We start from the raw sequence: 24389 nt of genomic DNA, 5'->3' as shown, positions 1-24389 counted from the left end.
CCCGGCCGGCTATGCGGGGTCAGTGCCAGAAGGCGGGCGGGCCGGCGACGCCAAGGCCCGTGCGGGTGGCCTCGAAGTCAAGCACTGTGTCGGGTGGAACGTTGGCGACGTTCACGTCCGGACCGAAGCTGCGCACCAGCAGCTTCTTCAGGCTCTCGATGTCGCAGGCGCGCACGCCGGCGATCCAGGGGCCGGGCAGCTCGAACATCAGCCGGGCCGGATCGATGCCCGCATGGAGGGCGGCGAGCATGTCCTCGTCGGCGACGCCATCCACCACCAGCTCGGCCGCTTCCACCAGCACCAGTTCGGCGCCCTCGGCGAGGCAAAGCTCAGCCTGTGACACCATTTCGACGGCACTGGTGCGGCGGTCCTTGGCACCCACTTCCGCAAAGACGGAAAGCCCTGCCGCCCGCGCCGCACGGATCTGCGCGGCCCGCTCGGTATCGGTGAGGGGAACCACATTGTCGGAGATTTCGATGGTTGCAAAGCCGAGCCGCAGGGCCTCCGCATAGAAGCCCGGCAAGGCGTCCGCGCCCAGGGTGGCGAAGACATATTCGTGGAACTGGCCGCCGATGAAGGGGCGCACGCCGGCGTCCCGGTAGGCGGCGAGCTTCTCCATGAGGAGCGTCTCGCCATAGAGCCGGGCGGTGCCGGTCTTGATCTTGGCGAGGTCCATATAAGCCCCGGCGGTGGCCAGGATATCCCGCACGGCACCAAGGCCGAGGCCCTGGTCGATCATCATGGTCAGCCCGGTGCGCCGGGGCTTTTCAAGGCTCCGGCCGGGGGCGAGGGGAACGAAGGCGAAGGGTGTCGTCACCGCGCCGCCTCCGGGATGAGATAGATGGGGCTCGACCAGGCCCGGTGGCCATCCTCGAAGGTCGCGGCCACGAGGATGCGGCGTTCCGTGCCGGCTTCGAGGGGAATGTCCCGCTCCAGCATCAGCGACAGGTGGGGATTTTCATCAGGCAGGCGATGGGCGCTGAGTGCGCGATCCAGCTTGCCGCAGTCGCGTGTGATGGGCTCGGCGGCGATGTCGGAAATGGCGAGGTCCAGCGTGCCGTTGGGCGTTGTGACGGTGAGCCGTCCGGCCTGCCCGTCGGCCAGTTCCAGCTCGACGCCCGCGAAATTGCCGGTGGTCACCGACTGCCAGGCCACCCTGTTGCCCTCGATCTTCAGCGGCTTGTCGGGGTTGTAGAAATTGATGGGCTTCGCGGAGACGATCGTGTTGCCCGAAACCTCCAGGGCACCGTCCCACACGCTCTGGCGGAAGCGGCCGCGATATTCGGCGCCCGACCAGATCACGACGATGCGCCGCCCGCCTTTGGCATCGCCATAGGGCCGGATGGTCTCGATCACCTGCGTGCCGTCCCGAATTTCCAGGGCGACGAGCGGGCTTGGGGCCTCCAGGCGCAGTCTGAGACGGGCGGTGCCCGCCCGGGTGGCGACGATGTCGCCCATGATGGCGGTGGTGGCGGGTTCGCCCTCGGCCTCGGGCAAGGACGGGTCGTCGCCATAGACGAGGCTGCCCTCCGGCAGGTCCATGCGCACGTCGAGGTCAAGCCGCGATCCGGTGGTGCCATAATGGTGGCGGGCCTTCATGGCCTCGAACAGGGCCGGCCGGTCGAACCGGGGCGCGAGGAAGCAGGTCAGGCCCCCCAGCGCGCCGAACATGGAGGCGCCGGGCGCCTCGGCGCCGGGCCGGCCCTTATGGCCGTCGGAATTGCACACGACACCCACCCGGTAGCCGCGCTCGAAAGCATCAGCCAATAGCCACTCGAACGTGCCCCAGGAGGAATGCACCTCCACCGCGCGCTCGATCCGCACGTCGTGCGCGTAATGGATGTCCGCATAGCGCCCGCCGCAATGGGCCCAGCAGACCGGATCATCGCCGGAGGTGCCGAGGTCGCGGAACAAGGCGCGGGCATCGATGGCGTCGGTTGCCTCGTCCGAGCGGTCCGGCACCAGCGCGTGGGAGGAGCGGCGGATGGTGCCGTCCTCTCGGGGGAAGAAGACATTGCGGTCCCCGCCAAGGCCCGTATTGCCGGACCATTCATAGCCGGGAACGGTGATGAAGCGGCCGGGCGCGTTGAAGGCGCCCATCAGGCGGTTCAACTCGGCCCAGAAGTCGAGCGTGATCTGGAAGTCGTTGCCCTGGTGGCCCACCGCATCCAGGAAGGCCACGTCGCGGGCAAAGCACATGTAATCGTGCGCGGAGGAGGAGCCGATCGTCTCCCCGCTCTGGGCGTGGAGGTCCGCCCACAGGCGCAGGAGGCCGTCGGAGGGCGTCACGACGGCGGGGTTGGAGGTGGCGAGCACCGCGCCCGCTTCATCCTTCAGGCGGATGCGCACGACACCTTCGCTGGCGGTGAGGGGCTCGATGCGCACGGAGGGTGACGCTTGCGCGATGCCGATGTCAGCTGGCAGGCCCTCCACCGCGGCGTCCGCCTCCAGCAGAAGCTGGCGGCCGGAGAGATCCGCCGGATTGCCCCAGCGGTCCTCCGCCCGGATGCCCAGCGCAAAGGGCGCGCCCGGCGCGACACGGGTGGGCAGCACGAGGGCGAATGTTTCCACCGGCCCCGCCACGATGGCAAAGGTGGGCTGGTCGGGCACGCGCACATAATGGCCGCAGGCGATGGGGTCCACCAGCACCTGGAATTCGTGGAAGGGGTCGGCAAAGGTCTGAAGGCGGAAGCCGGGCGAGCCGCCGGCCGGGTCGCCGAAGCGCACCGTGATGGTGTCGCCTTCCTTCAGATAGCCCTTTACCACGCGGATCACGAGGGTCCGGTCGAAGGGGCGCACATTCAGCTTGTAGTCGAAGCGCGCATCCAGGACGGCGCCGTTGCTGGCGCTGATGGAGACGTAATTGGCGCCCGCCGGATCGTTAAATTGCGGCTGGCCCTGGTCGGTGGCGAAGCGGAAGCACACCCGAAGCGTGCCCGTATCGTCGATGCCGTAATGGCCGGCGGTGTAGGTGAGCGTGATGTGCTGGTAGGAGCCGGCCGGGAAGGGGCCGGCGGGGGAGAGCGTCACGCGGCCGGCCCGCTCGGGGGCGATGGAGGGCGGCTCGGGCACCCAGTTGGGGCGGGCGCGGACCGGAGCTGTGCCGGTGTCCGACGGGTTGGAGAGGATCATCTCTGCATTCCCCATTTGCGCACGGTGTGGATTTCCAGCGTGCGGAAGACGAGGCCTTCGATGGCGAGACCGATCAGGATCACCATGAGCAGGCCGGCAAACACGTAGGGCGTCTCAAGCGAGTTGCGGTTCTCGAAGATGAACCAGCCGAGGCCGCCCGAGCGGGAGGAGGCGCCGAACACCAGTTCGGCGGCGATCAGCGTGCGCCAGGCAAAGGCCCAGCCGATCTTGAGGCCGGAGACGATGGAGGGCAGCGCCGCCGGGATGAGGATGCCGAAAATGTAGCGCAGGCCCTTCAGGCCGAAGGTCTGGCCGGCCATGCGCATGGTCTCGCTCACCGACTGGAAGCCGGAATGGGTGTTGAGCGCCACCGCCCACAGCACCGAATGCACGATGACGAAGACGATGGAGGGCATGCCGAGCCCGAACCACAACAGCGCCAGCGGCAAAAGCGCGATGGCCGGCAGCGGGTTGAACATGGCGGTGAGCGTGGAGAGCAGGTCGTTGCCGAACCGCGTGGAGGCGGAGAGCGACACCAGCAGGCCGGCGAGGCCGACGCCGATCACATAGCCGATCACCAGCACCTTCAGCGAATAGAGCGTGCGCTCCAGGAGCGTGCCGTGCACCAGTGCATCCCACAGTGCTGCAACCGTCGCGCTGAAGGTGGGGAACATCAGCTCGTTGTTGAGGATGACCGCATAGATCTGCCAGGCGGCGCCCAGCGCCACCAGGAGCAGGAGGCGCCGGAAGAAGGCGTTCTGTCTCAGCCGCTCCGCCAAGGTGAGCTGGCGCTGGATCTCGCCGATGGTGCCCAGCGTCTCCAGCGTGCGCTCATATTCGGGGCGCGCGGGAGGGTCGCGGCGCAGGGGAAGGACCTCGCTCATCAGTGGGCCTCCTCAGCAGCGGCATGGCCGAACAGCATGGCTTCGATCCGGTTCTGCAGGGCGACGAAGCGGGGCGAACCCGCCTCCTCGAAGCCGAGGCCGGTGGCGTCCAGCTCGGCGCGCACCTGTCCGGGATGGGGGGAAAGGACGAGGATGCGGGTGCCCACGATCAGGGCCTCCTCGATGGAATGGGTCACGAACAGGAGGGTGAAGCGCGTCTCGTCCCACAGGCGCAGCAATTCCGCCTGCATGGTGCGCCGGGTGAGGGCATCGAGCGCCGCGAACGGCTCGTCCATGAGCAGAACGTCGGGTTCCATGGCCATGGCCCGGGCGATGGCCACGCGCTGCTTCATGCCGCCGGAGAGCATGTGGGGATGGGCATCGGCAAAGCGCGTGAGGCCGATCTTGTCCAGATAGCCGCGTACCCGCCGCTCGATCTCGGCCGCGGGAAAGCGGCCGGTGCATTTGAGCGGATAGGCCACGTTCTCGTAGACGCTTTTCCAGGGCAGGAGCTGGTCGAACTCCTGGAACACCATCATGCGGTCGGGGCCGGGGCCCTTGATCTCGCGGCCATTGAGGCGGATGCGCCCTTCCACCGGCGGCAGGAAGCCGGCCACCGATTTCAACAGCGAGGACTTGCCGCAGCCCGACGGGCCGAGCAGCACGAAGCGTTCGCCGGGATGGACCTTGAAGGAGACCCGCCAAGTGGCGGTCACCAGATGATCGCGGGTGCGATATTGCAGCGACACGTCGTCAGCCGTGAGAACGGGCAAAGCGGGGTCGTGGGCGGGGGCAAGGCTCATGGGGCGCTTATCCCTATTTGGTGCGGGAACCGACCAGCAGGGTCGGCCCCGCCACGCGCTCCGGCAAGCGCCCCGTGGGGACGCTGCCGAGGGTGGGGGAGAGGGTCCAGGATGCGTCGAGGGGGACGACGTGCAGGGCCTGCGGCAGGAGAGCGGCGAACTCGGCCGGGATCACCAGCGATGTCCCCGGTGACGGCAGGAGAATGGCGGCGGCCGTGTCTTCGCTGTCCAGCACCAGCACACGACCGCCGTCGGCCGTCATCGCCGTCAGGGCAGGAGACGCGACCCCACCGCAAGGCAGGAAGGCCGCGAGCGCTTCCACTGCAAGGCCGGCCGGGCGCAGGTTGCAGCGGCGGTCCACAAGGCCATGGCGGACGAAATAGCCGCGATCCAGATCCATGAAGGGATCGAACATGACGGTGAGGCCAGGAAAAGCGAGGGCGCAGGCATAGGCCTCCACCGCCGCCGCCAGGATGGCGCCGTCATCAATGACATTGGTGGCAGGGTTGTTGGCGGCCACGCGAAGGTTGAGGTCCACCGACAGCCCGTTGGCCTTGGACCAGGCGTCCAGCTTGCCCGCCAGCGCGACGAAGTCGGTGCCGAGGCCGGCCCGCACCACCACGCCGTCAATGCCGGTGAGGCCACCCGCCACAAGCTCCTCGATCTCCGGCAATTGGTCCGGCCGGAAGCCGTGGGAGACGAACAACTCGATCTTCGACCCCACCTTCGCCTCATCCGCCGAGGTGGCGACCCGGGCGAGCGTCACAGGCCGGGCGAAGTCGGCCCGGAAGGCGGCGAGGGCGGGGACGCAGGGCAGGATCGCCTCGAAGGGCAGCACGCATTCGAAGCGGTCCACCAAGCCGGCATGTTCGATGAGGGCCGCGCGGGCGGCGCCCGTGGGCACGCCGAAGCCGGAGACGGTGAAGCGATGGCCGATGGCGACGAGATCCGCCATGCGGGCGCGGGAGACCGGATCCATCAGGTCGTCCAGCGGCACGCGGGCATGGGTGACACCCAGGCGCCAAAGCGCGGCGATGGGATAGTCGTTGCGCGCCTGCTTGCGCACGAACTCGTCCATGGGGCCGTTCTGCGGCAAGGTGACGGTCTCGGCCCAGGGATGGCGCAGGAAGACGCCGATGGGCGCGCCACCGCCTTTCTTGGGGTGGGGCAGGGGGGCGGTGGAGCGGGATGCGATGGGCGCCTGCTGCTCGGCTTCCGCGATCTCAGCGCCATAGCTGCGCAGATAGTGCACCACATGGCCGTCCGTGTGGACGTCGATCATGGCGAAGCCGAGCTTCTCGGCATCATCGCGCCCATTCTCGGCGGCCGCCTCGATGCGGAACATTTCCGAATAGTCCTGCCGCACGAAGGACGTGGCCGGCATGACGTAGAATTCGGTGCCGTCCAGCCGGTGATAGAAGATGTTGTGCACGTGCCCGGCAAAGACTGCTTCCACCTCATGGGCGCGGAAGAGGGAAAGAAGATCCGAGCGGGCGGGCTCGTCGATATTGTCATAGGTGCTCGGCTCATTGGGCCCGAGCAGGAACAGGGGATAGTGCAGGAAGACGAAGATGCGCCGGCCCTTGGCCTCTTCCAGCGCCCCTTCCAGCCAGGCGCGCTGCTCCGCTTCGCGCGGCAGGTCGGAATTCAGGATGGGCGTGTTGAGCAGGATGAAGCGGATGCCGTCCTGGTCGAAGGCGCGCCAGCCGGGGCCGAAATTCTTCTCGTGAATGTCGATCCAGCTTTCCCGCACCCCCTTGGCCGGCATGGCCCGGTTGGGCTTGTCGCCGATGTCGTGATTTCCCGGCAGCACATGCATGCGGTTGTGATGCTGGCGGAACACGTCCTGCATCAGCGCCACGGCGGCGTTGAAGGTGGGCAGTTCGGGCACCGGATGCACCAGGTCACCCAGATGGATGACGAACTTGGGCTCGTAGCGGGCAATCTCGCGGGCGATGAAGCGGGCGCGGCTGGTGGCCTTCTCGTTCACCTTCCAGGGGGCGGACTGGTCGCCGCTTTCGGGCTTCACGTGGGTATCGCCCACCAGGGCGAAGGAGAAGAGCAGGGTTTCGGGAGACGGCATCGGTCACTCGTCAGGTTTGAGACGGCGGGCGGGCGCACGAGGCCGTCCGCGGCGGGACCTTGGGGGCCGCAACGTTGCGAGGGGGCGATGAGACGGCGCCGCTTGATCCGACGCCGGCCGGAGCAGGCTCAGTTGCCCTTTTCGGAATGCACGGTCTCGAAGAAATAGTCCTTCCAGGAGGACGGTTTCTGCTTCAACGCGCCGGTGCGATACATGAAGTCGGCGATCTTCATGCTTTCCTTGGGATAGATGTCGAAGTCGTATTCCGGCGAGGCGAGGATTTCCTCGACAATGGCCCGGTCGGTCTTGTCGCCGGTGACGGCGTAATATTTGTCGATGGAGCCCTTCAGGTCGGTCTTGATGAGGTCCACCGCCCGGCGTTGGGCGGCCATGAAGGCCTCCACCAGCTTGGGGTTGTTCTTCACGAAATCCGACTTGGCGTAGATGACGGACAGCGTGGCCGGCCCGCCCTGGATCTGGAAGGAATCCGCCACCTTGGTGATGCCCGGCACCTTCAGCGCCCGCTCCTGGAACGGGGAGGAGGCCATGTAGCCGGTAATCCCGCCCGCCTTGCTGGTGAGGGCCGCATAGGCCTCGGGATGGGCCATGGCCACTTCGATATTGTCCAGTTCGCCGGACTTGCCGGGGCCGAAGGCCTGTTCCACGCCCATGGCCAGCACGATGGCCTGGATGGACACCTTGATGGAGGGCAGGGCAATCCGGTCGTTGGGGCCGAAATCCTTGATGGACTTGATGTTGGGATTGTTGGTGAGGAGATACATGGGCGAAGCGTTGATGGCCGAGAGGCCCTTCACCCCGTAATTCTTCGCCGTCTTGTCCCAAAGCGTCAGCATGGGGGCGAGGCCGGCGGAGGCGATCTGCACGGAATCGGACAGAAGCGCGTCATTGAGCGGGGCACCGCCGCCGAGGCGGGCATATTCCACGGTAACATCGAGGCCGCGTTTCTTGGCCTCTTCTTCCCACAGCTTGTCGGCCTGCATGACGATGAGCGGCAGGTAGGGCAGGCCGATCTGGGTGGCGACGCGGACATTGCTCATCTCCGCCCGCGCCGGCGCGGCCAGGGTGAGGAGCGCAGCGGCGGCGACGGCGGCAAGGCGCAGGCGTAAGGATGTGTGCATGGACCATGTCCCTCTGGCTGGGCCCGGCCCGAGGGCCGGGGGGAGCGCCGGTTGCGGTCGTCTTCCCTCTGTGTCGTGAAAAGATGCTATGGTATGGTCAACCAGCAGACAAGATTATTTCCTGTGCAGACTGCCTTTTCTTCGGCCGCTCCCGGCGGGCGGAACCGCCCACCAAATGGGCTTCGTCTACGCCTATGGAAGGACTAGACAGAGCGGCTTCACATGCGGCGAGATCGGGTGACGGCGGAGCTGAGAGTGGTGGATCATACGGCGATGGGGCCTAACGGTGACGTGCATGACGGCGAGGAGGCGCGCCGGCGCCTGCGCACGTCGTCCTTGCCGCTCTATGTGGCCCTGTCCAACCTCCTGCGCGCCGAAATCCAGGAGGGCCGCTGGCCTCCCGGCACCCAATTGCCCACCCTCGATCAATTGTCGGACACATATGGCATGGCCCGCGTCACCGTGCGCCAGGCGCTGGGTGTGCTGGCGGATGACGGCCTGATCGACCGCGTGCAGGGCAAGGGTACCTTCGTCGCCGACGGGCTGAAGCCGCGCAAGATCATCCAGCTGGATTCCAGCTGGGACAATTTCCTCCAGATGCTGGACGGCAACCTGCCGCAGACGCTCACGGTGGAGGCGGAGGTGGCGTTGCCCGCACTGCGCCCCGAGGAGGGCCGGGCCGGTCCCTCCTATCGCTACATGCGGCGCGTGCACCGGGCCGGCAACCAGCCTTACTGCGTCATCGACCTTTATCTCGACAATGCCTGCTACGCCCTCGCGCCGGAGGCGTTTGACCAGGCCATGGTCATCCCCGTGCTCGGCCGCCTGGGCCAGCCCAAGGTGAAGAAGATGGCCCAGTCCTTCCGCATCCTGGCGGCGGACCTCACGGTGGCCCGCCTCCTGGATCTGCCCGTCGGCGCCCCCGTCGGCGAGGTCCGACGCCTCATCACCGACAAGGATGGCCGGGTGCTTTATCTTGGCATCGGCCAGTATCGCGGCGATCTGGTGGTGTTCAACACCACCTTGGAAGTGCCGGCGGAGTAAGCGCTCAGAAGTTCCGCTGGGCGCGGAAGCCGCCAGACCACACGTCGGCAGAACCGCCGAACATGGCCAGGCTCCCCGCCGACGGCGTGCCGGAGACGGAAACCGTGCTGAGCGGCAGGCTACCGCTCACCCGCGAATAAAGCACCTCCACGCCCAGGTCGAGATTGCGCACCGGCGACCACACGGTGTTCAGGCCCGCCTGCCACATCTCCACGTCGAAGCCCGCATTGAACAGGCGGGCGGCGGGCGAGCTGGCCATGGTGGCGGCCGAGAACGTCGCATTCACGGGCACGTCGAGCCGCACATAGCCGCCATAGACGGCCGAGCGCAAAGCCGGCTGCCAGAAATGGCGGAACTGGGCCTGCAGGGCAAAGCCCTTCTCTTGCGCATAGTCAGAGCCGTTCCAGATGGCGTCGGCGATGGGGTAATAGCCGCCGCTCACCGCGGTGAGGCCGCCATTGAGATCGATCGCGCCCAGAGCTGTGGCGCGGGCCTGGTAATTGCCCGACAGGCCCAGATAATTCAGCGCACCGGACGTGTAGTTGGCCTGCAGGTAAAGGCTGTCGCCCGCCCCCAGCATGGGCAGCTTCACCTCCAGGGATCCGCCCACCGCCCAGCCCCAGGCGTCCGAGCCGGAGGCGCCGAAATAGGCGGCGCCCGCTGTGGTCGGCGTCATGCCCGCCACTTGATGCAGCGCGCCCGAAACCATGGCCGTGCCCCAGGCCTGGTCAAGCCGCAGGTTGGCCACGAAGTCCGGCACCTGCGTGCCTTCCTGCGCATTCACATAGCTCAGCCCGCCCAGGCTGGAGAGGGTGGAGCTGGAGGCGAAGGTGGAAACCGAGGGGCCATATTGCAGGCCGGTGGTGCGGTTGGCCGCGTCCTCGACCGCGAGCGTGGCGGACAGGCCGCCGCCGAATTGCGCGGTATAGCCAATCAGCGACGTCCAGGTGTTCGAGCCGGCATAGGGCGTCGTCAGCATATAGCCGATCCCGGTGTCGAAGAAGGATTGGGTATAGCCGAAGGTAAAGCCGGCGAACTGGATGAAAGCCCGCTCGAAATAGGGCGAGGCGCCGGAGGGGCTGCCGGCCCCGGACTGGGAATCCCACTGCACGCCGAACCGCAGATAGGAGCGCAGGACGCCATAGTCGGTCGCAGTGCGGGCATCCAGGTCCAGGATGGTGCGGGCGCGGGTCAGATAGGCGGGGTCGGCCGAGGTGCTGAACGGATAGCCCCCGATGCTCGCTCCGGGCGCCTTGAAGGCCGTGGCGGCGGCGGAAGAAATGGCCGGGTTGAAGGTGCCGACGGCGTTCAGATAGGTGTCGAATCGGACATAGCCGCCGATCCGCAGGCAGGTGTCCGTGCCCGGGACATAATAATAGCCGGCGCCATAGGCGGAGCAGACCCGCACATAGTCGGCCGCCTTGGCCTTCACCGGAAGATCGGCGCCCCATGCACCCGCGCCGGAGACAACAAGAAGCCCCGCGACGGACGCGGCAAGACTTGCCTTCATCACCTTCCCCCCACCGATCAGAGGTATTCAAACACCTGTGCAACCGCTGGTATTCAGCCTCACTCCTGTGAAGGGCGGGGGACCGTTCGGTGAAGGGCAGATGACATTTTGCCTGAGCGACCCTGGGGTGGCGCCTCCTGCGCGGTCGGGGAAGAACAATCTGAAAATCAGATCAAACCAAACACGAATGCCTATTTGATCGATCGAACGTGCGGCCGCACTTTTGAGCCGGGAAAACAGGGAGGCCGCAATGGCCGAGGAGAGGGTGGCGCCGTCGTTTCTGGCTGGCGCTCTGGGGCCGGCCGCGAAGGCGGCGGGGAACATAGTGCCGGGCCTGGCGCTCACGGTGACGGTGGCCGGCCTTGCCTATGGCCTGCGGCTCATTCCCGGCATTTCCTCGCTGAGCCCGCTGGTCATCGCCATCGTGGTGGGCATGAGCTTCCACAATCTCATCGGCACGCCCGCCTGGGCGGTGCCGGGGGTGAAATTCTCCCTGCGCCGCATCCTGCGCTTCGGCATCGTCCTGCTGGGGCTGCAGCTGACGCTCGCCCAGGTGCAGATGATCGGCGCTTCCGGCTTCCTCATTGTTGCCTTTTGCCTGGTGGCCACCTTCTTCGCCACCCGCTGGATGGGCCGCGTCATGGGCGTCGAACCGCGCCTTGCGGAACTGATCGCGGCCGGCACCTCCATTTGCGGCGCCTCCGCCGTTATCGCCACCAACACGGTGACGCGCGGCTCCGATGAGGACGTGGCCTATGCGGTGGCCTGCGTGACCGTCTTCGGCTCCATCTCCATGCTGCTGTTCCCGGTGCTGCTGCCGCTCACCGGCTTCTCGGCCCATGCCTATGGCCTGTGGACCGGCGCCACCATTCATGAGGTGGCACAAGTGGTGGCTTCCGCCTTCCAGGGCGGTCAGGAGGCCGGCGAGTTCGGCACGGTCGCCAAGCTCACCCGCGTGATGCTGCTGGCGCCCCTGGTCCTGGCGCTGGGCTTTGCCGCCACCCGCCGGGCCGAGGGCGGCGAGGCCGGACGCGCGGCGCCGCCGGTGCCGTGGTTCGTGCTGGGCTTCATGGCCATGATCGTGGTGAACAGCCTCGGCATCGTGCCCGCCGAGGCCAAGCCCCAGATCGCGCAGGTCACCACCTTCCTCCTGGCCATTGCGCTCGGCGCCATGGGTCTTGAGACCGATGTGCGCAAGCTGCGCGCCAAGGGCTTGAAGCCGCTGGCGTTGGGCGCGGCCGCCTGGGCCTTCATTTCGCTCCTGGGTTTTGCCCTGATCGCCGGCTTCTACGCCTGAGCCGCTCTGCGGGGGGCATTCCTCAGGTCGGACCACCGGCCCGCTTCCGCTGGAGGCGGGCCGTTTGCATTTCCCCTCTCAGCGCGGCTCTGCGGCGGGGCCGCCGGCGCTGGTCTCCAGGAGCCAGTCGCGCACCCAGCGCGCGGAGGGGGAGAGGTCGCGATCCCTGGGAAACACCAGGTGGTAGGCAAAGCTGGTCTCGAAGCGGTGGGCGAAGGGGTCCACCAGTTCGCCGCTCTCCATCTCCTTGCGCACCAGCCACCAGGCGAAGAGCGAGACGCCCAGCCCGTTGATGGTGGACGACAATTGGAAGTGCCGGTCTTCCAGCATCATCTGATGCTGCGAGGGGGAAAGGGGCAGCCCGTTGCGGTGGAACCAGTCATCCCACATCTGGGTGTCGTCCACGTGCAGAAGGGTGCAGCGGGCAAGGTCCTGCGGGCTGGAGATGGGATGCTGGCGCAGATAATCCGCGCTGCAGACCACCACCAGCCGCTCCGGCCAAAGGGCGGTCACCTCGAAGGCCGGCCAATGGCCCCGTCCCCATTGAATGCCGAGATCGGCGAACCGGTCCGGGTCCGCCATGGTGGCATAGCTGTTGTTGTGATTCTGGATCGACAGATGCAGGCCCGGCCGGCTTTCCAGCAACTGCCCCAGGCGCGGCGACAGCCACCGGCTGGCGAACATGGGGAGCAAGGCCATGCGCACCGAGCGCGCTTTCCCGGTTACATGCTCCTGGCCCGCCTGTATGATGGTCAGACCACGTTCCACATAGGTCGCCAGCAGGCTGCCGGCCTCGGTGAGCTCCAGGCCGCTCCGGGTGCGCCGGAACAGGGCGATGGACAGGTCCGTTTCCAATTTTTTGATATGGTAGCTCACCGAGCTCTGGCTGGTGTTGAGCGCGAGCGCCGCCTTGGTCACGTTGCGGGTCTCGCACACCGCATGAAACACTTGAATCGACTTGATATTTCGGATCGCTTTGCTATCCGCCACGGCCGCGCGCCTCTGCTCGATGCCGGCGAGCATAATCGAAATTTTCGATGCCACCCCGCAATCTTTGAATTTTTCATCCTCCCCGCTTGGCGATAGGTGTCTAGCAACCGCACTTCAAAAAAAGGCGGATGGGAGGGAAGGGCATGACGGCGACCCTTGCGGTCAACCGCCTGTGCAAGTCGTTCGGTGGCGTCAGGGCCGTCCGCGACCTGTCGTTCGAGGTGCGACCGGGTGAGATCCTCGGGCTGATCGGTCCCAATGGCTCGGGCAAGTCCACCACAGTCAATGTGCTCGCCGGTGTCCTGCCGCCCACCTCGGGCGAGATCCTGCTGGCCGGGGTGCCCGTGCACACCCTGCCCGAATATGACCGCGTCGCCCGCGGCCTGACGCGCACCTTCCAGACCGCCAGCATCTTCCCCGAATTCACCGTGCGCGACCATGTGGCCCTCGGCGCCCATGTGCGCCAGCCCGCCGGCACCTTGCTGGGGCGTGGCGCCGGACGGGAGGGGCTGAGGCACAAGGTGGAGGAGCTTCTGGCGCTCACCGGGCTTTCAGGCATCGCCGACCGCCGGGCCGGCGCCATCTCCGCCGCGCAGCAGCGCCTGCTCATGATTGCGACGGCGCTGGCGTCCGAACCCCGCGTTCTCCTTCTGGACGAGCCGGCCGCCGGCCTTGTCGCCCACGAGCGCCGCGCCCTGGCGGGACTGGTGCGCGCCATCCGAGACCGGGGCACCTCGGTCCTCATCATCGAGCACCACATGGCGCTCATCATGGAGATCTGCGACCGGCTGGTGGTGCTGAGCTTCGGCACCAAGATTGCCGAGGGCACGCCGAGCGAGGTGCGCAACGATCCGGTGGTGATCGACGCCTATCTGGGCGAGGCCGCCTGACATGCTCCAGGTGCAGCAATTGCGGATCGGCTACGGCCCCATCGAAGTGGTTCACGGCATCGACCTGACTGTGGAGGCGGGCGAGTGCGTCGCCCTCATCGGCGCCAACGGCGCCGGCAAGACCTCCACGCTGAAGGCCATTTGCGGGCTGGTTCCCGCGCGTGGTGGCACGGTGCGGTTCGAGGGGCGCGACATCACCAACCTGCCCGGTCATGCGGTGGTGCGGGCCGGCATCACCATGTGCCCGGAAGGGCGCCAGGTGTTTCCGCAGATGAGCGTGCTCCAGAACCTGCGCATGGGCGCCTACGCCCGGCGCGATGGTGCGCAGGCCCAGGACCTGGACGCCATGATGGACATGTTCCCCATCCTGCGCGCCCGCGCCGCTCAGGCGGCGGGGACCTTGTCGGGGGGCGAGCAGGAGATGCTGGCCATCGCCCGGGCGCTGATGGCACGGCCGCGCCTGTGCATCTTCGACGAGCCCTCCCTGGGGCTTGCCCCCAAGATCGTGGCGGAAGTGGGCGAGACCATCGCCCGCATCAAGGCCACCGGCATGACCATCCTGCTGGTGGAACAGAATTCCCACCTCGCCTTGCGCCTCGCCGACCGCGCCTACCTGTTCGAGGCGGGGGAAATCGTGCTCACCGGCACGGGCGCCGAACTGCAATCCCACCCGGACATCGCCAAAGCCTATCTCGGCCACTGAAGCGGCCGGACCGGCGTCCGAACCATCGACCAGAAAGCCGAAGCAAAAATATCGGCAAGACTGAGGGAGACGACCATGAGGAAGCCATTCGCAGGTCTTGCGGCCGCGGCCGCCGCCCTGGCCCTGTCCACCGCCTTCGCCTGGGCGGCGGACAAGACCTTGGACATCGGCGTCAGCGATGCCCTCACCGGGGGCGGCGCCGTCTATGGATTGGCGGAAGCCAATGCGGTCAAGATGGCGGCCAAGGAGATCAATGCCGCCGGCGGCATCAAGGTGGGCAAGGACGTCTATAAGCTCAACGTCATCGCCTATGACGACAAGGCCAACCCCACCGAGGCCACCAATGCGGTGCGCAAGCTGATCGACCGCGACCGGGTGAAATATATCCTCGGCTTCTGCTGCTCCGGGGCGACGGCGGCGGTCGCGTCCTTCATCAAGAACGAGGATGCGGTGATGCTGGTGGGCAATGCCGCCGAGCGCTCCATCACCACCCGCGGCATTCCCAACCTGGTGCGCACCCGCCCGCCGGCCGACTATACCGGCGCCGCCGCCGGTGCCTTCGTGGCCAAGAAGGGCCAGAAGCGCATCGCCGTGCTCGGCGCCCTCGATGTGGGCTTTTACGCCAGCTACGTGGACGCCTTCGAGAAGGAACTGAAGAAGGCCGGCGGCGAGATCATTGCGCGGGAATCCTTCGGCCTGAAGGATCGCGACATGACCCCGCAGCTCACCAAGATCCGCGAGCTGAAGCCCGATGCCATCCTGGTGGCGGGCTATGTGGAGCCGGCCGCCTTCATCTACCGGCAGGCGGCGGAGCTGGGCATGGACGTGCCGCGCTACGGCTTCACCAGCGGCAGCGAGGAGCAGTTCCTCAAGGTGGCCAGCGCCGCGCAAATGGAGGGGGTGTGGGACCTGCGGCCGACCGAGCTGACCCTCCAGTCGGCCTCTCCCGCGGGCCTTGCCTACAACAAGAACTACACCGCCGCCTTTGGCGCCGCCCCCTCGCCCAGTTCGCCTTATGCCTATGACCAGGTCTATGCCCTGAAGGCGGCGCTGGAAGCGGCCGGCACGGTGGAAGACACCAAGGCGGTGGCGGCGGCCCTGCGCAAGATCCCCGTGCCCGCCGAAGCGGTGATGCAATATATCCCCGTGGACGGCACCCTGTTCGACCGCAACGGGCAGGCCTACACCACAAACGGCGCGTTCCAGTGGCGCGGCAGCACGTGGATGTTCGTCGAGGACCTGCCGTCTGACGCGAAGGCCTACTCACAGTTTCTCAGCACGCTCGAATGAGCGTCGGCGCGGCCCGCGACGGGGGAACCGGGCCGCGCCCCCCCCAATCCCTTTGTCCTGACGCCTCCCGCCATGCCCTGGCGCCGGCGGATCGTGGCCTGATCGCATGATCGAACTCATCCAACAGACCATCAACGGCCTTGCCATCGGCGGCGTCTACGTCCTGATCGCCCTCGGCCTCACCACCGTGTTCGGCATTCTGGGCATCGCCCATTTCGCCCACGGCTCGGTCTCCATGTTCGGGGGCTATCTGACCTATTCCCTGGTGGCGCTGCATGGCGTGCCCTTCATGGCGGCCATTGCCATCGCCCTGGTGGTGGGCTTCCTCCTGGGCCTTGCCATCGAGGTGCTGGCCTATCGGCCGGTGCGTGGCGCCAGCCATATCAATGCCTTCATCGTCGCCCTGGGCCTGACCATGATGGTGGAGGGGCTCAACCTGGAGCTCTTCGGGGCCGACCAGGTGGTCATCCCCACCGATCTGACGCGGGTGTTCCGCATCGGCGCCATCACCATTCCGGAACTCCGGCTCTACGCCATCCTGGCGGCCGCGCTGCTGATTTTGGCCATGACGCTGTTCGTGGATCGCACCAAGACCGGGCAGGCCATCCGCGCCGTCGCGCAGAACCGGGATGCCGCCATTCTCATGGGGGTGAATGTGAACACCATCCCGCTGGTGGTGTTCGCCATCTCCACCATGCTCGGCGTCGCCGCAGGCGTGATGGTGGGGTCCTTGTTCGCCATCGCGCCGGGCATCGGCGAGGGATTGGTGGTGAAGGGGTTCGCCGTGCTGATCCTGGGCGGCCTCGGCTCCATTCCCGGCGCCATCGTGGGGGGCCTTGTGCTCGGCGTCACCGAGGCATGGGCGGCTGGCTTCGTCTCCTCCGCCTATAAGGACGTGATCGCCTTCGCGGTGATGATTGTGGTGCTGCTGGTCCGCCCCGAGGGCCTCATGGGGAGGAAGGCGTGATGAATCCCACCCTGAAACTGTGCGCCTATGGCGCGGTGCTCGCCGCCCTCATCGCTCTGCCGCAGCTGGTCCCCGTCAAATACTATATCCACCTGAGCGTGCTCGCGCTCATCTGGGTGATAGTCGCGCAGGGGCAGAACCTCATCCAGGGCTGCGCGGGCTATGTGTCCATCGTGCAGGCGGGATTCATGGGGGTGGGGGCCTATGGCTCCGCCCTGATGGGGCTGCACTTCCATCTGCCGGTCTGGCTGACCCTTCTGCTCGCGCCTCTGGTGACGGCGGTGTTCGCGCTCGCGGCCGGCTATCCCAGCCTGCGGGTGAAGGGCCATTACTTCGCCATCGTCACCTTGGCGTTCAACCTGGTGATCTTCATCGTGCTGATGAACTTCACCTCGCTCACCCATGGCGAGGCCGGCATTTCGGACATTCCCAAGCCGGCGGGGGTGAAGGGACTGGTGGATTTCAGCCGGCGGGAAACCTTTTACTATCTCGCCTTGGCGGCGGCGGCGGGGAGCACCGGGCTTGCCGCGCTCATCATGCGCTCGCGCATCGGCCAGATCCTCTCCGCCATCCGCCAGAACGAGACGCTGGTGGGCGCCATGGGCATTCCCGCCTGGCGCTACAAGCTCTTCGCCTTCGTGGCCTCGGCCATGTATGCGGGCTTTGCGGGCGCGCTCTATGCCCATTACCAGGGCTTCATCAATCCCGACGTGTTCGGGGTCGCCCAGTCGCTGGACGCGATCCTCGCCGTCATCATCGGCGGCTCGGGCACGGTGGCGGGGCCGGTGATCGGCGCCTTCTTCGTGGTCCTTCTCCCCGAGTTGCTGCGCTTTGCGGATGGCTTCCGGCTCATCGTCTATGGTCTCGTCCTGGTGCTGGCCACCATCTTCATGCCGCGCGGCATCGTCGGTGGCGCCGCCCTGCTGGCGGATCGTCTGAAGGGCGCGCGCTCATGACCGGCGCCCCCTCTGCCGAGGCGCAGCTCGGCGCCATCGCGGCCTTCGCCGCCAAGGCCGTCGCCCCCGCCGCCGTCGCCTGGTCCATGGGCGCGTCCGTGAGCCCCGATGTGTTTGCGCAGGCGGCCCGCCTTGGCCTCATGGGCGTGGAGGTCCCGGCGGCCTCGGGCGGGCTCGGCGCCGACTTCGCCTTCAAGGTGGCGGCGTGCGCTCATCTGGCGGCGGCCGATTTCGGCTTCGCCATGTCGGTGGTGAACACCCACAATGTGGCGCTGAGGATCGAAAAGAGCGCCTCCGCGCGGCTGAAATCGCGCCACCTGCCGGAGCTCCTGTCCGGGCGGGTGTCCGCCTGTACCGCATTGACGGAGCCGGGCGCCGGCTCCGACGTGCCGGCGCTTGCCACCACGGCGGAGCGCATGCCGGGCGGCTGGCGTCTGAGCGGCGAAAAGGCATGGATCATCAATGCCCGCCATGCTGGCCTCTGCATCGTCTATGCCCGCTGCGGGGCGGCGGAGGGCGGGGGTATCGGCGCCTTCCTGGTGGATCTGACGGCGCCGGGCGTCACGCGCTATCCGCTGGACGCGCCCTTCGCCCAGACCTCCATGGGCACCGGCGGTTTTAGGCTTGAGAATGTTGCGGTGGAGGACGACCAGCTTCTGCTGTCGCCCGACATCGCCTTCAAGGCCATCCTGGCCGAGATCAATGGCGCGCGCACCTATGTGGCGGCCATGTGCTGCGCCATGCTGGAGGCGGCCATCCGCGAGGTCAGCGCCCACGGCGCGCGGCGGCGTACCTTCGGCGTCCCCCTGGAAGAGCACCAGGACTGGCGGCTCACGGTGGCCCGCGCGCGGGTGGACCTGGCCGGCGCGCAGGCGCTGGTGAATGAGGCCGTGGGCGCGGCCGATGATGCCGGTGCCGCGCAGATGCTGGCGGCGGCCGCCAAGGTCCATGCGGTGGAAACCGGCCAGCGGCACCTGCCGCGCCTGCTCCACGCCATGGGTGCCGAGGGACTGCGCCCGGAGCATTGCCTCGCCCGGCATCTGGGGGCGCTCCAGTCCGCCGCGCTCACCGACGGCAGCACCGCCATGCTGCTCGAGCGGATCGCCCGCCTCGGGCGCCGCTCTGCCCCTTCAGATACCCAAGAAAAGGCCTAGTGCGATGCGCGTATTTCAGATCGAGGGCGGCTGGGGCTTCGACCATCTCACCCTGTCGGAGCGCCCCGCGCCCAAGCCGGGGCCGAAGGAGGTGGTGGTGGCCATGCGCATGGCGGCCCTCAACGCCCGCGACCTCATCGTGCCCGAGCGCGGCTATGGGCGGGCGACGGGCGAATTGCCGCTGATCCCGGTCTCCGACGGGGTGGGCGTCGTGGTGGAGGTGGGCCCTGAGGTGCGCCGGGTGGCGGTGGGCGACCGGGTGTGCCCCACCTATTTCCAGAACTGGACCTCCGGTCCGCCCAATGGGGAGCGGCTCGCCTCCGCTCTGGGCGGTCCGCTGGACGGGGTGATGGCGGATCTGGTCTGCCTGTCCCAGGAGGGGGTCGTGCGCATCCCCGATGTTCTGTCGGACGCCGAGGCGGCCACCTTGCCCTGCGCCGCACTCACCGCCTGGAGCGCGGTGGCGACGCTGGGCCAGACCAAGGCGGGGGATCGCCTGCTGGTCCAGGGCACGGGGGGCGTCGCTCTCTTCGCGCTGGCCTTCGCCAAGCTGCATGGCGCCCATGTCACCGTCATCTCGTCCAGCGACGAGCGGCTGGAGCAGGTGCGCGCCATGGGCGCGGACGCCACGATCAATTATCGCACGACCCCCGACTGGGCGAAGGAAAGCCGGGAGATGACGGCGGCCCGGGGCGGCTATGACAACATCATCGAGCTGGGCGGGGCCTCCACCTTGCCATTGTCCTTGCGCGCGGTGCGGCCGGGCGGCACGATCTCGCTCATCGGCGTGCTGTCGGGCCTGAATGTGGAGGCCTCGCTCGGCCCCATCGTGGCGCGCCAGGTGCGCCTGCAAGGGGTGACGGTGGGCCATCGGGACGGCTTCGAGGCCATGCTGGCCGCCATCGCCCAGCATGGTGTGCGGCCCGTCATCGGCCAAACCTTCGCCTTCGAGGAGCTGAAAGCCGCGCTCGCCCATCTGCGCGACGGCGGCCATTTCGGCAAAACCCTCATTCGGTTCTGACCATGCTTCCGTCCCATCCATTTCAGCCGCGGACCCATGCCGCGCGCACGCCCGATGCGCTCGCCTTCAAGATGTGCGGCACCGGCGAGCGCGTGACCTTCGCGGAGCTTGAGGCGCGCGCCAATCAGGGCGCGCACCTGCTGCGCGCCTGTGGCTTGGGCATCGGCGACCACATGGCGATCCTGATGGAGAACCGCCGGGAGTTCCTGGAGGTGTGCTTCGCCGCCGACCGGACGGGCGTCTATTACACCACCATCAGCACCCATCTGACGGCCGATGAGATCGCCTATATTCTCGGTGACTGCGGCGCCAAGGTGCTGGTGGTCTCCGATGCCTATCTGGCCATTGCCACGGACCTGGCCGCGCGCCTCGGACCGGCCTGCCGCATCCTGGTGGTGGGGAAGGGGGGCGACGGCTTTAAGACCTGGGCGGGGGAGGCGGCGGGCTTCCCCGACACCCCCATCCCCGACGAGGCGCAGGGCCTCGACATGCTCTATTCCTCCGGCACCACCGGACGGCCCAAGGGGATAAGGTGGCCGCTGACAGGAGACAAGCCGGGCGGGCGCACCATGCTGCTCGACCTCCTGACCTCGCTGTTCGGCTATAGCGGCGAGGCGCGCTATCTGTGCCCGGCGCCGCTCTACCATGCCGCCCCGCTGCGCCATTCCATGGTGACCATCAAGATGGGCGGCTCGGCCTTTATCATGGGGCGGTTCGACGCGCAGGAGGCGCTGCGGATCATTGAGGCGGAGGCCATCACCCACAGCCAGTGGGTGCCCACCATGTTCGTGCGGCTTCTGAAACTGCCGCCGGAGGTGCGCGCCGGCTTCGACCTGTCTTCCATGCGCATGGCGGTCCATGCGGCCGCGCCATGCCCGGTGGAGGTGAAGCGCCAGATGATGGAATGGTGGGGACCCATCATTCACGAATATTATGCCGGCACCGAGAACAATGGCTTCACCGCCATCACCCCGCAGGAATGGCTCGCCCATCAAGGGTCCGTGGGCCGCGCCAAGCTCGGCGTCCTCCACATCTGCGACGAAGAGGGGCATGAACTGCCCGCCGGTCAGGAGGGCGAGATCTATTTCGAGAACGGCCACCCCTTCGCCTATCACAACGATCCGGCAAAGACCGCCGCTTGCACCAACGCGCAGGGCTGGACCACGCTCGGCGACATCGGCCGTCTGGACGGGGAGGGCTATCTCTATCTCACCGACCGCAAGTCTTTCGTCATCATCTCCGGCGGCGTGAACATCTATCCGCAGGAGACCGAAGACGTTCTGGTCAGCCATCCCGCCGTGCTTGATGCCGCCGTCATTGGCGTGCCCAACGAGGATCTGGGCGAGGAGGTGAAGGCCATCGTGCAATTGGCGCCGGGCGAGGCCGCTTCCGCCGAACTGGCGGGCGTTCTCATGGCCCATTGCCGCGCGCGGCTGTCCTCCATCAAATGCCCCAAGACCATTGAATTTCGCCCCGATCTGCCGCGCTCGGCGACGGGCAAGCTCTACAAGAGGCTCCTGAAGGACGAATATTGGGCGAAGGCATCGCCGCCGAAATGACAAGGCCCGCCGCGGGGAGACGCGGCGGGCCTTTTTCGGGCGGATGAGGCGTCAGACGGTGCGTCCGCCATCCACTTCCAGCACCACGCCGGTGATGAACTCGGCCTCGTCGGAGGCGAGGTAGAGGCATGCACCGGCAATGTCCTTGGGCTCGGACAGGCGGCCGAGCGGAATGGTGGAGATGAAGCGGGCCCGGTTCTCCGGGGTATCCGGCACGCCCATGAAGCTCTCCAGGAGCGCGGTGGCGCCCATCACCGGGGCGACGCAATTCACCCGGATCTTCTGCGGCGCCAGTTCCACGGCCAGCGAGCGGGTGGCGAGATTCACCGCGCCCTTGGTGGAATTGTACCAGGTGAGGCCCGGACGGGGCCGGATGCCGGCGGTGGAGCCGATATTGATGACCACGCCGCCGCCCTGGGCGGACATGACCGGCACCACTGTGTGGATCATGTAATAGATGGACTTCACATTGATGGCGTAGACCTTGTCGAACTCCGCCTCGGTGACTTCCAGCAGCGGCTTGTTGCGGTGGGTCCAGCCGGCATTGTTGATGACGATGTCCAGCTTGCCGCCATGGTCCTGCGCGGCTTTCACCGCCGCTTCCACGTCCGCCCGGCTGGTCACGTCGCCCTTCACCGCGATGGCGGCCGGCCCGATCTCTGCCGCCACCTGAGCGGCGCCATCGCCGTTCAGGTCCATGATGGTGACCTTGGCCCCCTCGCGGGCGAACATCCGGGCGATCTCCGCCCCGAAGCCCGATGCCGCGCCCGTCACGAGCGCGGACTTGTCCTTGAGCCGCATTTCCGTTTCCTCAGTCGTGCTTGATGATCAAGGTCTTGAGGGTCGAGAACTCGTAGAGCGCCTCGAACCCCTTCTCCCGGCCATGGCCGGATTTCTTCATGCCGCCGAAGGGCAGTTCGATGCCGCCGCCGGCGCCATAGGCATTCACATAGACCTGCCCCGCCTTCACCTTGCGGGCGACGCGGATGGCGCGGGAGGCGTCCTTCGACCAGATGCCGGCCATGAGGCCGAACTCGGTGCCGTTGGCCAGGCGAATGGCGTCGGCCTCGTCGTCAAAGGGCAGCACGGAAATGACCGGGCCGAACACTTCGTCGGTGGCCAGTTCATGGGTGCGCGGCACCGGGCCGAACACGCGGGGCGGCACGTAGAAGCCGCCGCCGGGTACGCCTTCGGCCACCTCACCCTGCGCCACCACGGCGACGCCGGTGTCGGCCGCGCGGGAGAAGAAGCCGTCCACCCGCTCCTTCTGCTTGGCATTGATGACCGGGCCGAGGTCCAGGTCCATCTCGGGCGATCCGGCGCGCAGCGTGGCGAAGCGGGCCGCAAGGCGCGAGACCACCTCGTCATAGGCGGAGCGCGCCACCAGCAGGCGCGAGCCGGCCGAGCAGGTCTGCCCGGCATTCTGCACCACGGTGTTGGCGATGACCGGAATGGCCACGTCGAAATCCGCATCAGCGAACACCACGTGGGGCGACTTGCCGCCCAGTTCCAGCGTGCAGCCGATATGGTTCTTGGCGGCGGCGGTCTGGATCATAGCGCCCACTTCCGGCGAGCCGGTGAAGGCGATGAAGTCGATGTCCGGGTGGGAGGACAGCGCCGCGCCCGCCTCTTCGCCAAGGCCAGGCACGATATTGATTGCGCCCTCTGGGAAGCCCACCTCGGCGGCCAGTTCGGCGATGCGCAGCGGGGTCAGGCAGGCATCCTCGGCCGGCTTAACGACAGTGGCATTGCCCACGGCGAGCGCCGGGCCGATGGTGCGGCCGAACATCTGGGCGGGGTAGTTCCAGGGGATGATGTGGGCGGTGACGCCGTGGGGCACCCGCTCGGTGGGCACGAAATAGCCGGCGAGGAAGGGAATGGTCTCGCCATGCAGCTTGTCGGCGGCGCCGCCGTAAAATTCGAAGTAACGCGCGGCGGCGACAATGTCGGCGCGCGCCTGCTTCATGGGCTTGCCGGTGTCGCGGGCTTCGAGCTTGGCCAGTTCCTCCGCATGGTCGGCGATGGCGACGGAGAGCTTGGAGAGCAGGCGCCCGCGCTCGGTGGCGGTGAGGCGGCTCCAGGGGCCTTCCTCCACCGCATGGCGCGCGGCGGCCACCGCCGCGTCCACGTCCGCCTTGGTGCCGGCGGCGATGCGGGCGAACACCACGCCTTCGGCGGGCGCCACCACGTCCAGCTCGCGGCCGGAGGCAGCCGGGCGCCAAGCGCTATTGATGAAGACGCCCTTGGCGGCGGCAACCGCCCCTGCGGGTGCGGGCACGTGCTCGGTCATGCGGCCAGTCCTTCGTTTGCCACGTCCTGCGCGATCTCGCCGCGCTCGATGGTGATGGTGCGTTCGGCAAAGGAGCGCAGGAGGTGGGGGTTGGATTCGGTGATGATGAGGGTAAGGCTGGAATCCGCGTCCCGCAGGCGCCGCAGCGCCTCGGCGTAGCGGTTGGCCAGCACCGGGGCGAGGCCCTGGAAGGGCTCGTCCAGCAGAACGAGGCGGGTGGCGAGCATGAGCGCGCGGCCGAGCGCCACCATCTTGCCCTGTCCGCCGGAGACGGAGCCGGCGGGGCGCCGCGCCATCTCCTTCAGTTCGGGCAGGATGTCATAGACCCGGTCGAGCCGGCGCTTGGTCTCGGCGGCGTCGAGCTTGGCCACCTGGGCGGGCAGGAGGATGTTCTCTTCCACCGTGAATCTTGAGAACAGCCGGCGGTCTTCCGGCGCATAGCCGATGCCGAGGCCCGGCCGCTTGTGGGCGGGCACGGCGGCCAGATCATGGCCGTCGAAGGTGATGCGCCCGCCATTTTGGGTGAAGCCCATGATGGTGCGCAAAGTGGTGGTCTTGCCCGCGCCGTTGCGGCCGATGAAGGCGACCGTCTCGCCTTCCTTCATGGCGAAAGTGACATTGCGCAGCACCGGGACGGCGCCGAAGGAGACGGTGACGTGATCGAGGTTCAGCATGGC

At 67.4% G+C, this 24389-nt stretch carries 21 protein-coding genes; 10 read left to right on the top strand and 11 right to left on the bottom strand.

The window, feature by feature from the left end; translation table 11 throughout:
* Nucleotides 1–19 precede the first annotated feature (19 nt).
* The 6 genes from ACT54L_RS07550 to ACT54L_RS07525 all read right to left on the bottom strand — a co-directional run bounded on the left by ACT54L_RS07550 (nt 20) and on the right by ACT54L_RS07525 (nt 8041).
* The gene (locus ACT54L_RS07550; protein WP_476084924.1) at nt 20–817 is read right to left on the bottom strand and encodes a phosphosulfolactate synthase; all 798 of its coding nucleotides are present in this window, start codon (nt 815–817) and stop codon (nt 20–22) included.
* Complete coding sequence (locus ACT54L_RS07545; protein WP_476084923.1) at nt 814–3132, bottom strand: PHP domain-containing protein; 2319 nt, start codon at nt 3130–3132, stop codon at nt 814–816. The genes ACT54L_RS07550 and ACT54L_RS07545 overlap by 4 nt, the downstream gene beginning before the upstream one ends.
* The gene (locus ACT54L_RS07540) at nt 3129–4016 is read right to left on the bottom strand and encodes an ABC transporter permease (RefSeq protein ID WP_476084922.1); all 888 of its coding nucleotides are present in this window, start codon (nt 4014–4016) and stop codon (nt 3129–3131) included. The genes ACT54L_RS07545 and ACT54L_RS07540 overlap by 4 nt, the downstream gene beginning before the upstream one ends.
* Nucleotides 4016–4819, bottom strand: a complete 804-nt coding sequence (locus ACT54L_RS07535; RefSeq protein WP_476084921.1) for an ABC transporter ATP-binding protein — start codon at nt 4817–4819, stop codon at nt 4016–4018. Before ACT54L_RS07535 ends, ACT54L_RS07540 begins: the two co-directional genes overlap by 1 nt.
* A 13-nt stretch (nt 4820–4832) precedes the next feature.
* A complete protein-coding gene (locus ACT54L_RS07530; protein ID WP_476084920.1) occupies nt 4833–6902 on the bottom strand; it encodes a metallophosphoesterase family protein in 2070 nt (689 codons plus the stop codon).
* A gap of 128 nt (nt 6903–7030) precedes the next feature.
* Nucleotides 7031–8041: an ABC transporter substrate-binding protein gene (locus ACT54L_RS07525; protein ID WP_476084919.1), complete on the bottom strand. Its 1011-nt coding sequence runs from the start codon at nt 8039–8041 to the stop codon at nt 7031–7033.
* 273 nt (nt 8042–8314) lie between these two features.
* On the opposite strand from ACT54L_RS07525, the gene ACT54L_RS07520 reads away from it, so the two are divergent.
* Complete coding sequence (locus tag ACT54L_RS07520; RefSeq protein WP_476084918.1) at nt 8315–9085, top strand: GntR family transcriptional regulator; 771 nt, start codon at nt 8315–8317, stop codon at nt 9083–9085.
* Between the two features lie 4 nt (nt 9086–9089).
* Here the strand turns inward: ACT54L_RS07520 and ACT54L_RS07515 are convergent, their stop codons facing one another.
* On the bottom strand, nt 9090–10595 hold the full coding sequence (locus ACT54L_RS07515; protein ID WP_476084917.1) for a porin: 1506 nt from the start codon (nt 10593–10595) through the stop codon (nt 9090–9092).
* Between the two features lie 250 nt (nt 10596–10845).
* Between ACT54L_RS07515 and ACT54L_RS07510 the strand changes: the two genes are divergently transcribed.
* Nucleotides 10846–11892, top strand: a complete 1047-nt coding sequence (locus ACT54L_RS07510) for a YeiH family protein (RefSeq protein WP_476084916.1) — start codon at nt 10846–10848, stop codon at nt 11890–11892.
* Between the two features lie 78 nt (nt 11893–11970).
* Here the strand turns inward: ACT54L_RS07510 and ACT54L_RS07505 are convergent, their stop codons facing one another.
* Nucleotides 11971–12882 carry a LysR family transcriptional regulator gene (locus ACT54L_RS07505; protein WP_476084915.1) on the bottom strand — a complete coding sequence of 304 codons (912 nt, stop codon included), beginning with the start codon at nt 12880–12882 and terminating at the stop codon, nt 11971–11973.
* 143 nt (nt 12883–13025) lie between these two features.
* On the opposite strand from ACT54L_RS07505, the gene ACT54L_RS07500 reads away from it, so the two are divergent.
* The 8 genes from ACT54L_RS07500 to ACT54L_RS07465 all read left to right on the top strand — a co-directional run bounded on the left by ACT54L_RS07500 (nt 13026) and on the right by ACT54L_RS07465 (nt 21422).
* A complete protein-coding gene (locus ACT54L_RS07500) occupies nt 13026–13772 on the top strand; it encodes an ABC transporter ATP-binding protein (protein WP_476084914.1) in 747 nt (248 codons plus the stop codon).
* Nucleotide 13773: 1 nt separating this feature from the next.
* A complete protein-coding gene (locus ACT54L_RS07495) occupies nt 13774–14475 on the top strand; it encodes an ABC transporter ATP-binding protein (protein ID WP_476084913.1) in 702 nt (233 codons plus the stop codon).
* A gap of 75 nt (nt 14476–14550) precedes the next feature.
* Complete coding sequence (locus ACT54L_RS07490; RefSeq protein ID WP_476084912.1) at nt 14551–15765, top strand: ABC transporter substrate-binding protein; 1215 nt, start codon at nt 14551–14553, stop codon at nt 15763–15765.
* 106 nt (nt 15766–15871) lie between these two features.
* Nucleotides 15872–16732, top strand: a complete 861-nt coding sequence (locus ACT54L_RS07485) for a branched-chain amino acid ABC transporter permease (protein WP_476084911.1) — start codon at nt 15872–15874, stop codon at nt 16730–16732.
* Nucleotides 16732–17688 (top strand): branched-chain amino acid ABC transporter permease, encoded by a 957-nt coding sequence (locus ACT54L_RS07480; RefSeq protein ID WP_476085182.1) that lies wholly within the window; start codon nt 16732–16734, stop codon nt 17686–17688. The genes ACT54L_RS07485 and ACT54L_RS07480 overlap by 1 nt, the downstream gene beginning before the upstream one ends.
* Nucleotides 17685–18842 (top strand): acyl-CoA dehydrogenase family protein, encoded by a 1158-nt coding sequence (locus ACT54L_RS07475; RefSeq protein WP_476084910.1) that lies wholly within the window; start codon nt 17685–17687, stop codon nt 18840–18842. The genes ACT54L_RS07480 and ACT54L_RS07475 overlap by 4 nt, the downstream gene beginning before the upstream one ends.
* A 4-nt stretch (nt 18843–18846) precedes the next feature.
* Nucleotides 18847–19863 carry a zinc-dependent alcohol dehydrogenase family protein gene (locus tag ACT54L_RS07470; RefSeq protein ID WP_476084909.1) on the top strand — a complete coding sequence of 339 codons (1017 nt, stop codon included), beginning with the start codon at nt 18847–18849 and terminating at the stop codon, nt 19861–19863.
* A gap of 2 nt (nt 19864–19865) precedes the next feature.
* Nucleotides 19866–21422, top strand: a complete 1557-nt coding sequence (locus ACT54L_RS07465) for an acyl-CoA synthetase (RefSeq protein WP_476084908.1) — start codon at nt 19866–19868, stop codon at nt 21420–21422.
* A gap of 51 nt (nt 21423–21473) precedes the next feature.
* Here the strand turns inward: ACT54L_RS07465 and ACT54L_RS07460 are convergent, their stop codons facing one another.
* Genes ACT54L_RS07460 through ACT54L_RS07450 form a run of 3 tightly spaced genes read right to left on the bottom strand, consistent with a single transcriptional unit; the run spans nt 21474 to nt 24386 of the window.
* Nucleotides 21474–22223 carry an SDR family oxidoreductase gene (locus ACT54L_RS07460; protein ID WP_209104840.1) on the bottom strand — a complete coding sequence of 250 codons (750 nt, stop codon included), beginning with the start codon at nt 22221–22223 and terminating at the stop codon, nt 21474–21476.
* 10 nt (nt 22224–22233) lie between these two features.
* Nucleotides 22234–23712, bottom strand: a complete 1479-nt coding sequence (locus tag ACT54L_RS07455) for an aldehyde dehydrogenase family protein (protein ID WP_476084907.1) — start codon at nt 23710–23712, stop codon at nt 22234–22236.
* Nucleotides 23709–24386, bottom strand: a complete 678-nt coding sequence (locus ACT54L_RS07450; protein ID WP_476084906.1) for an ABC transporter ATP-binding protein — start codon at nt 24384–24386, stop codon at nt 23709–23711. The genes ACT54L_RS07455 and ACT54L_RS07450 overlap by 4 nt, the downstream gene beginning before the upstream one ends.
* Nucleotides 24387–24389 lie beyond the last annotated feature (3 nt).

It is taken from the genome of Aquabacter sp. DMC10, assembly GCF_056314145.1.
This window is presented reverse-complemented; position numbering and strand designations above follow the sequence as displayed.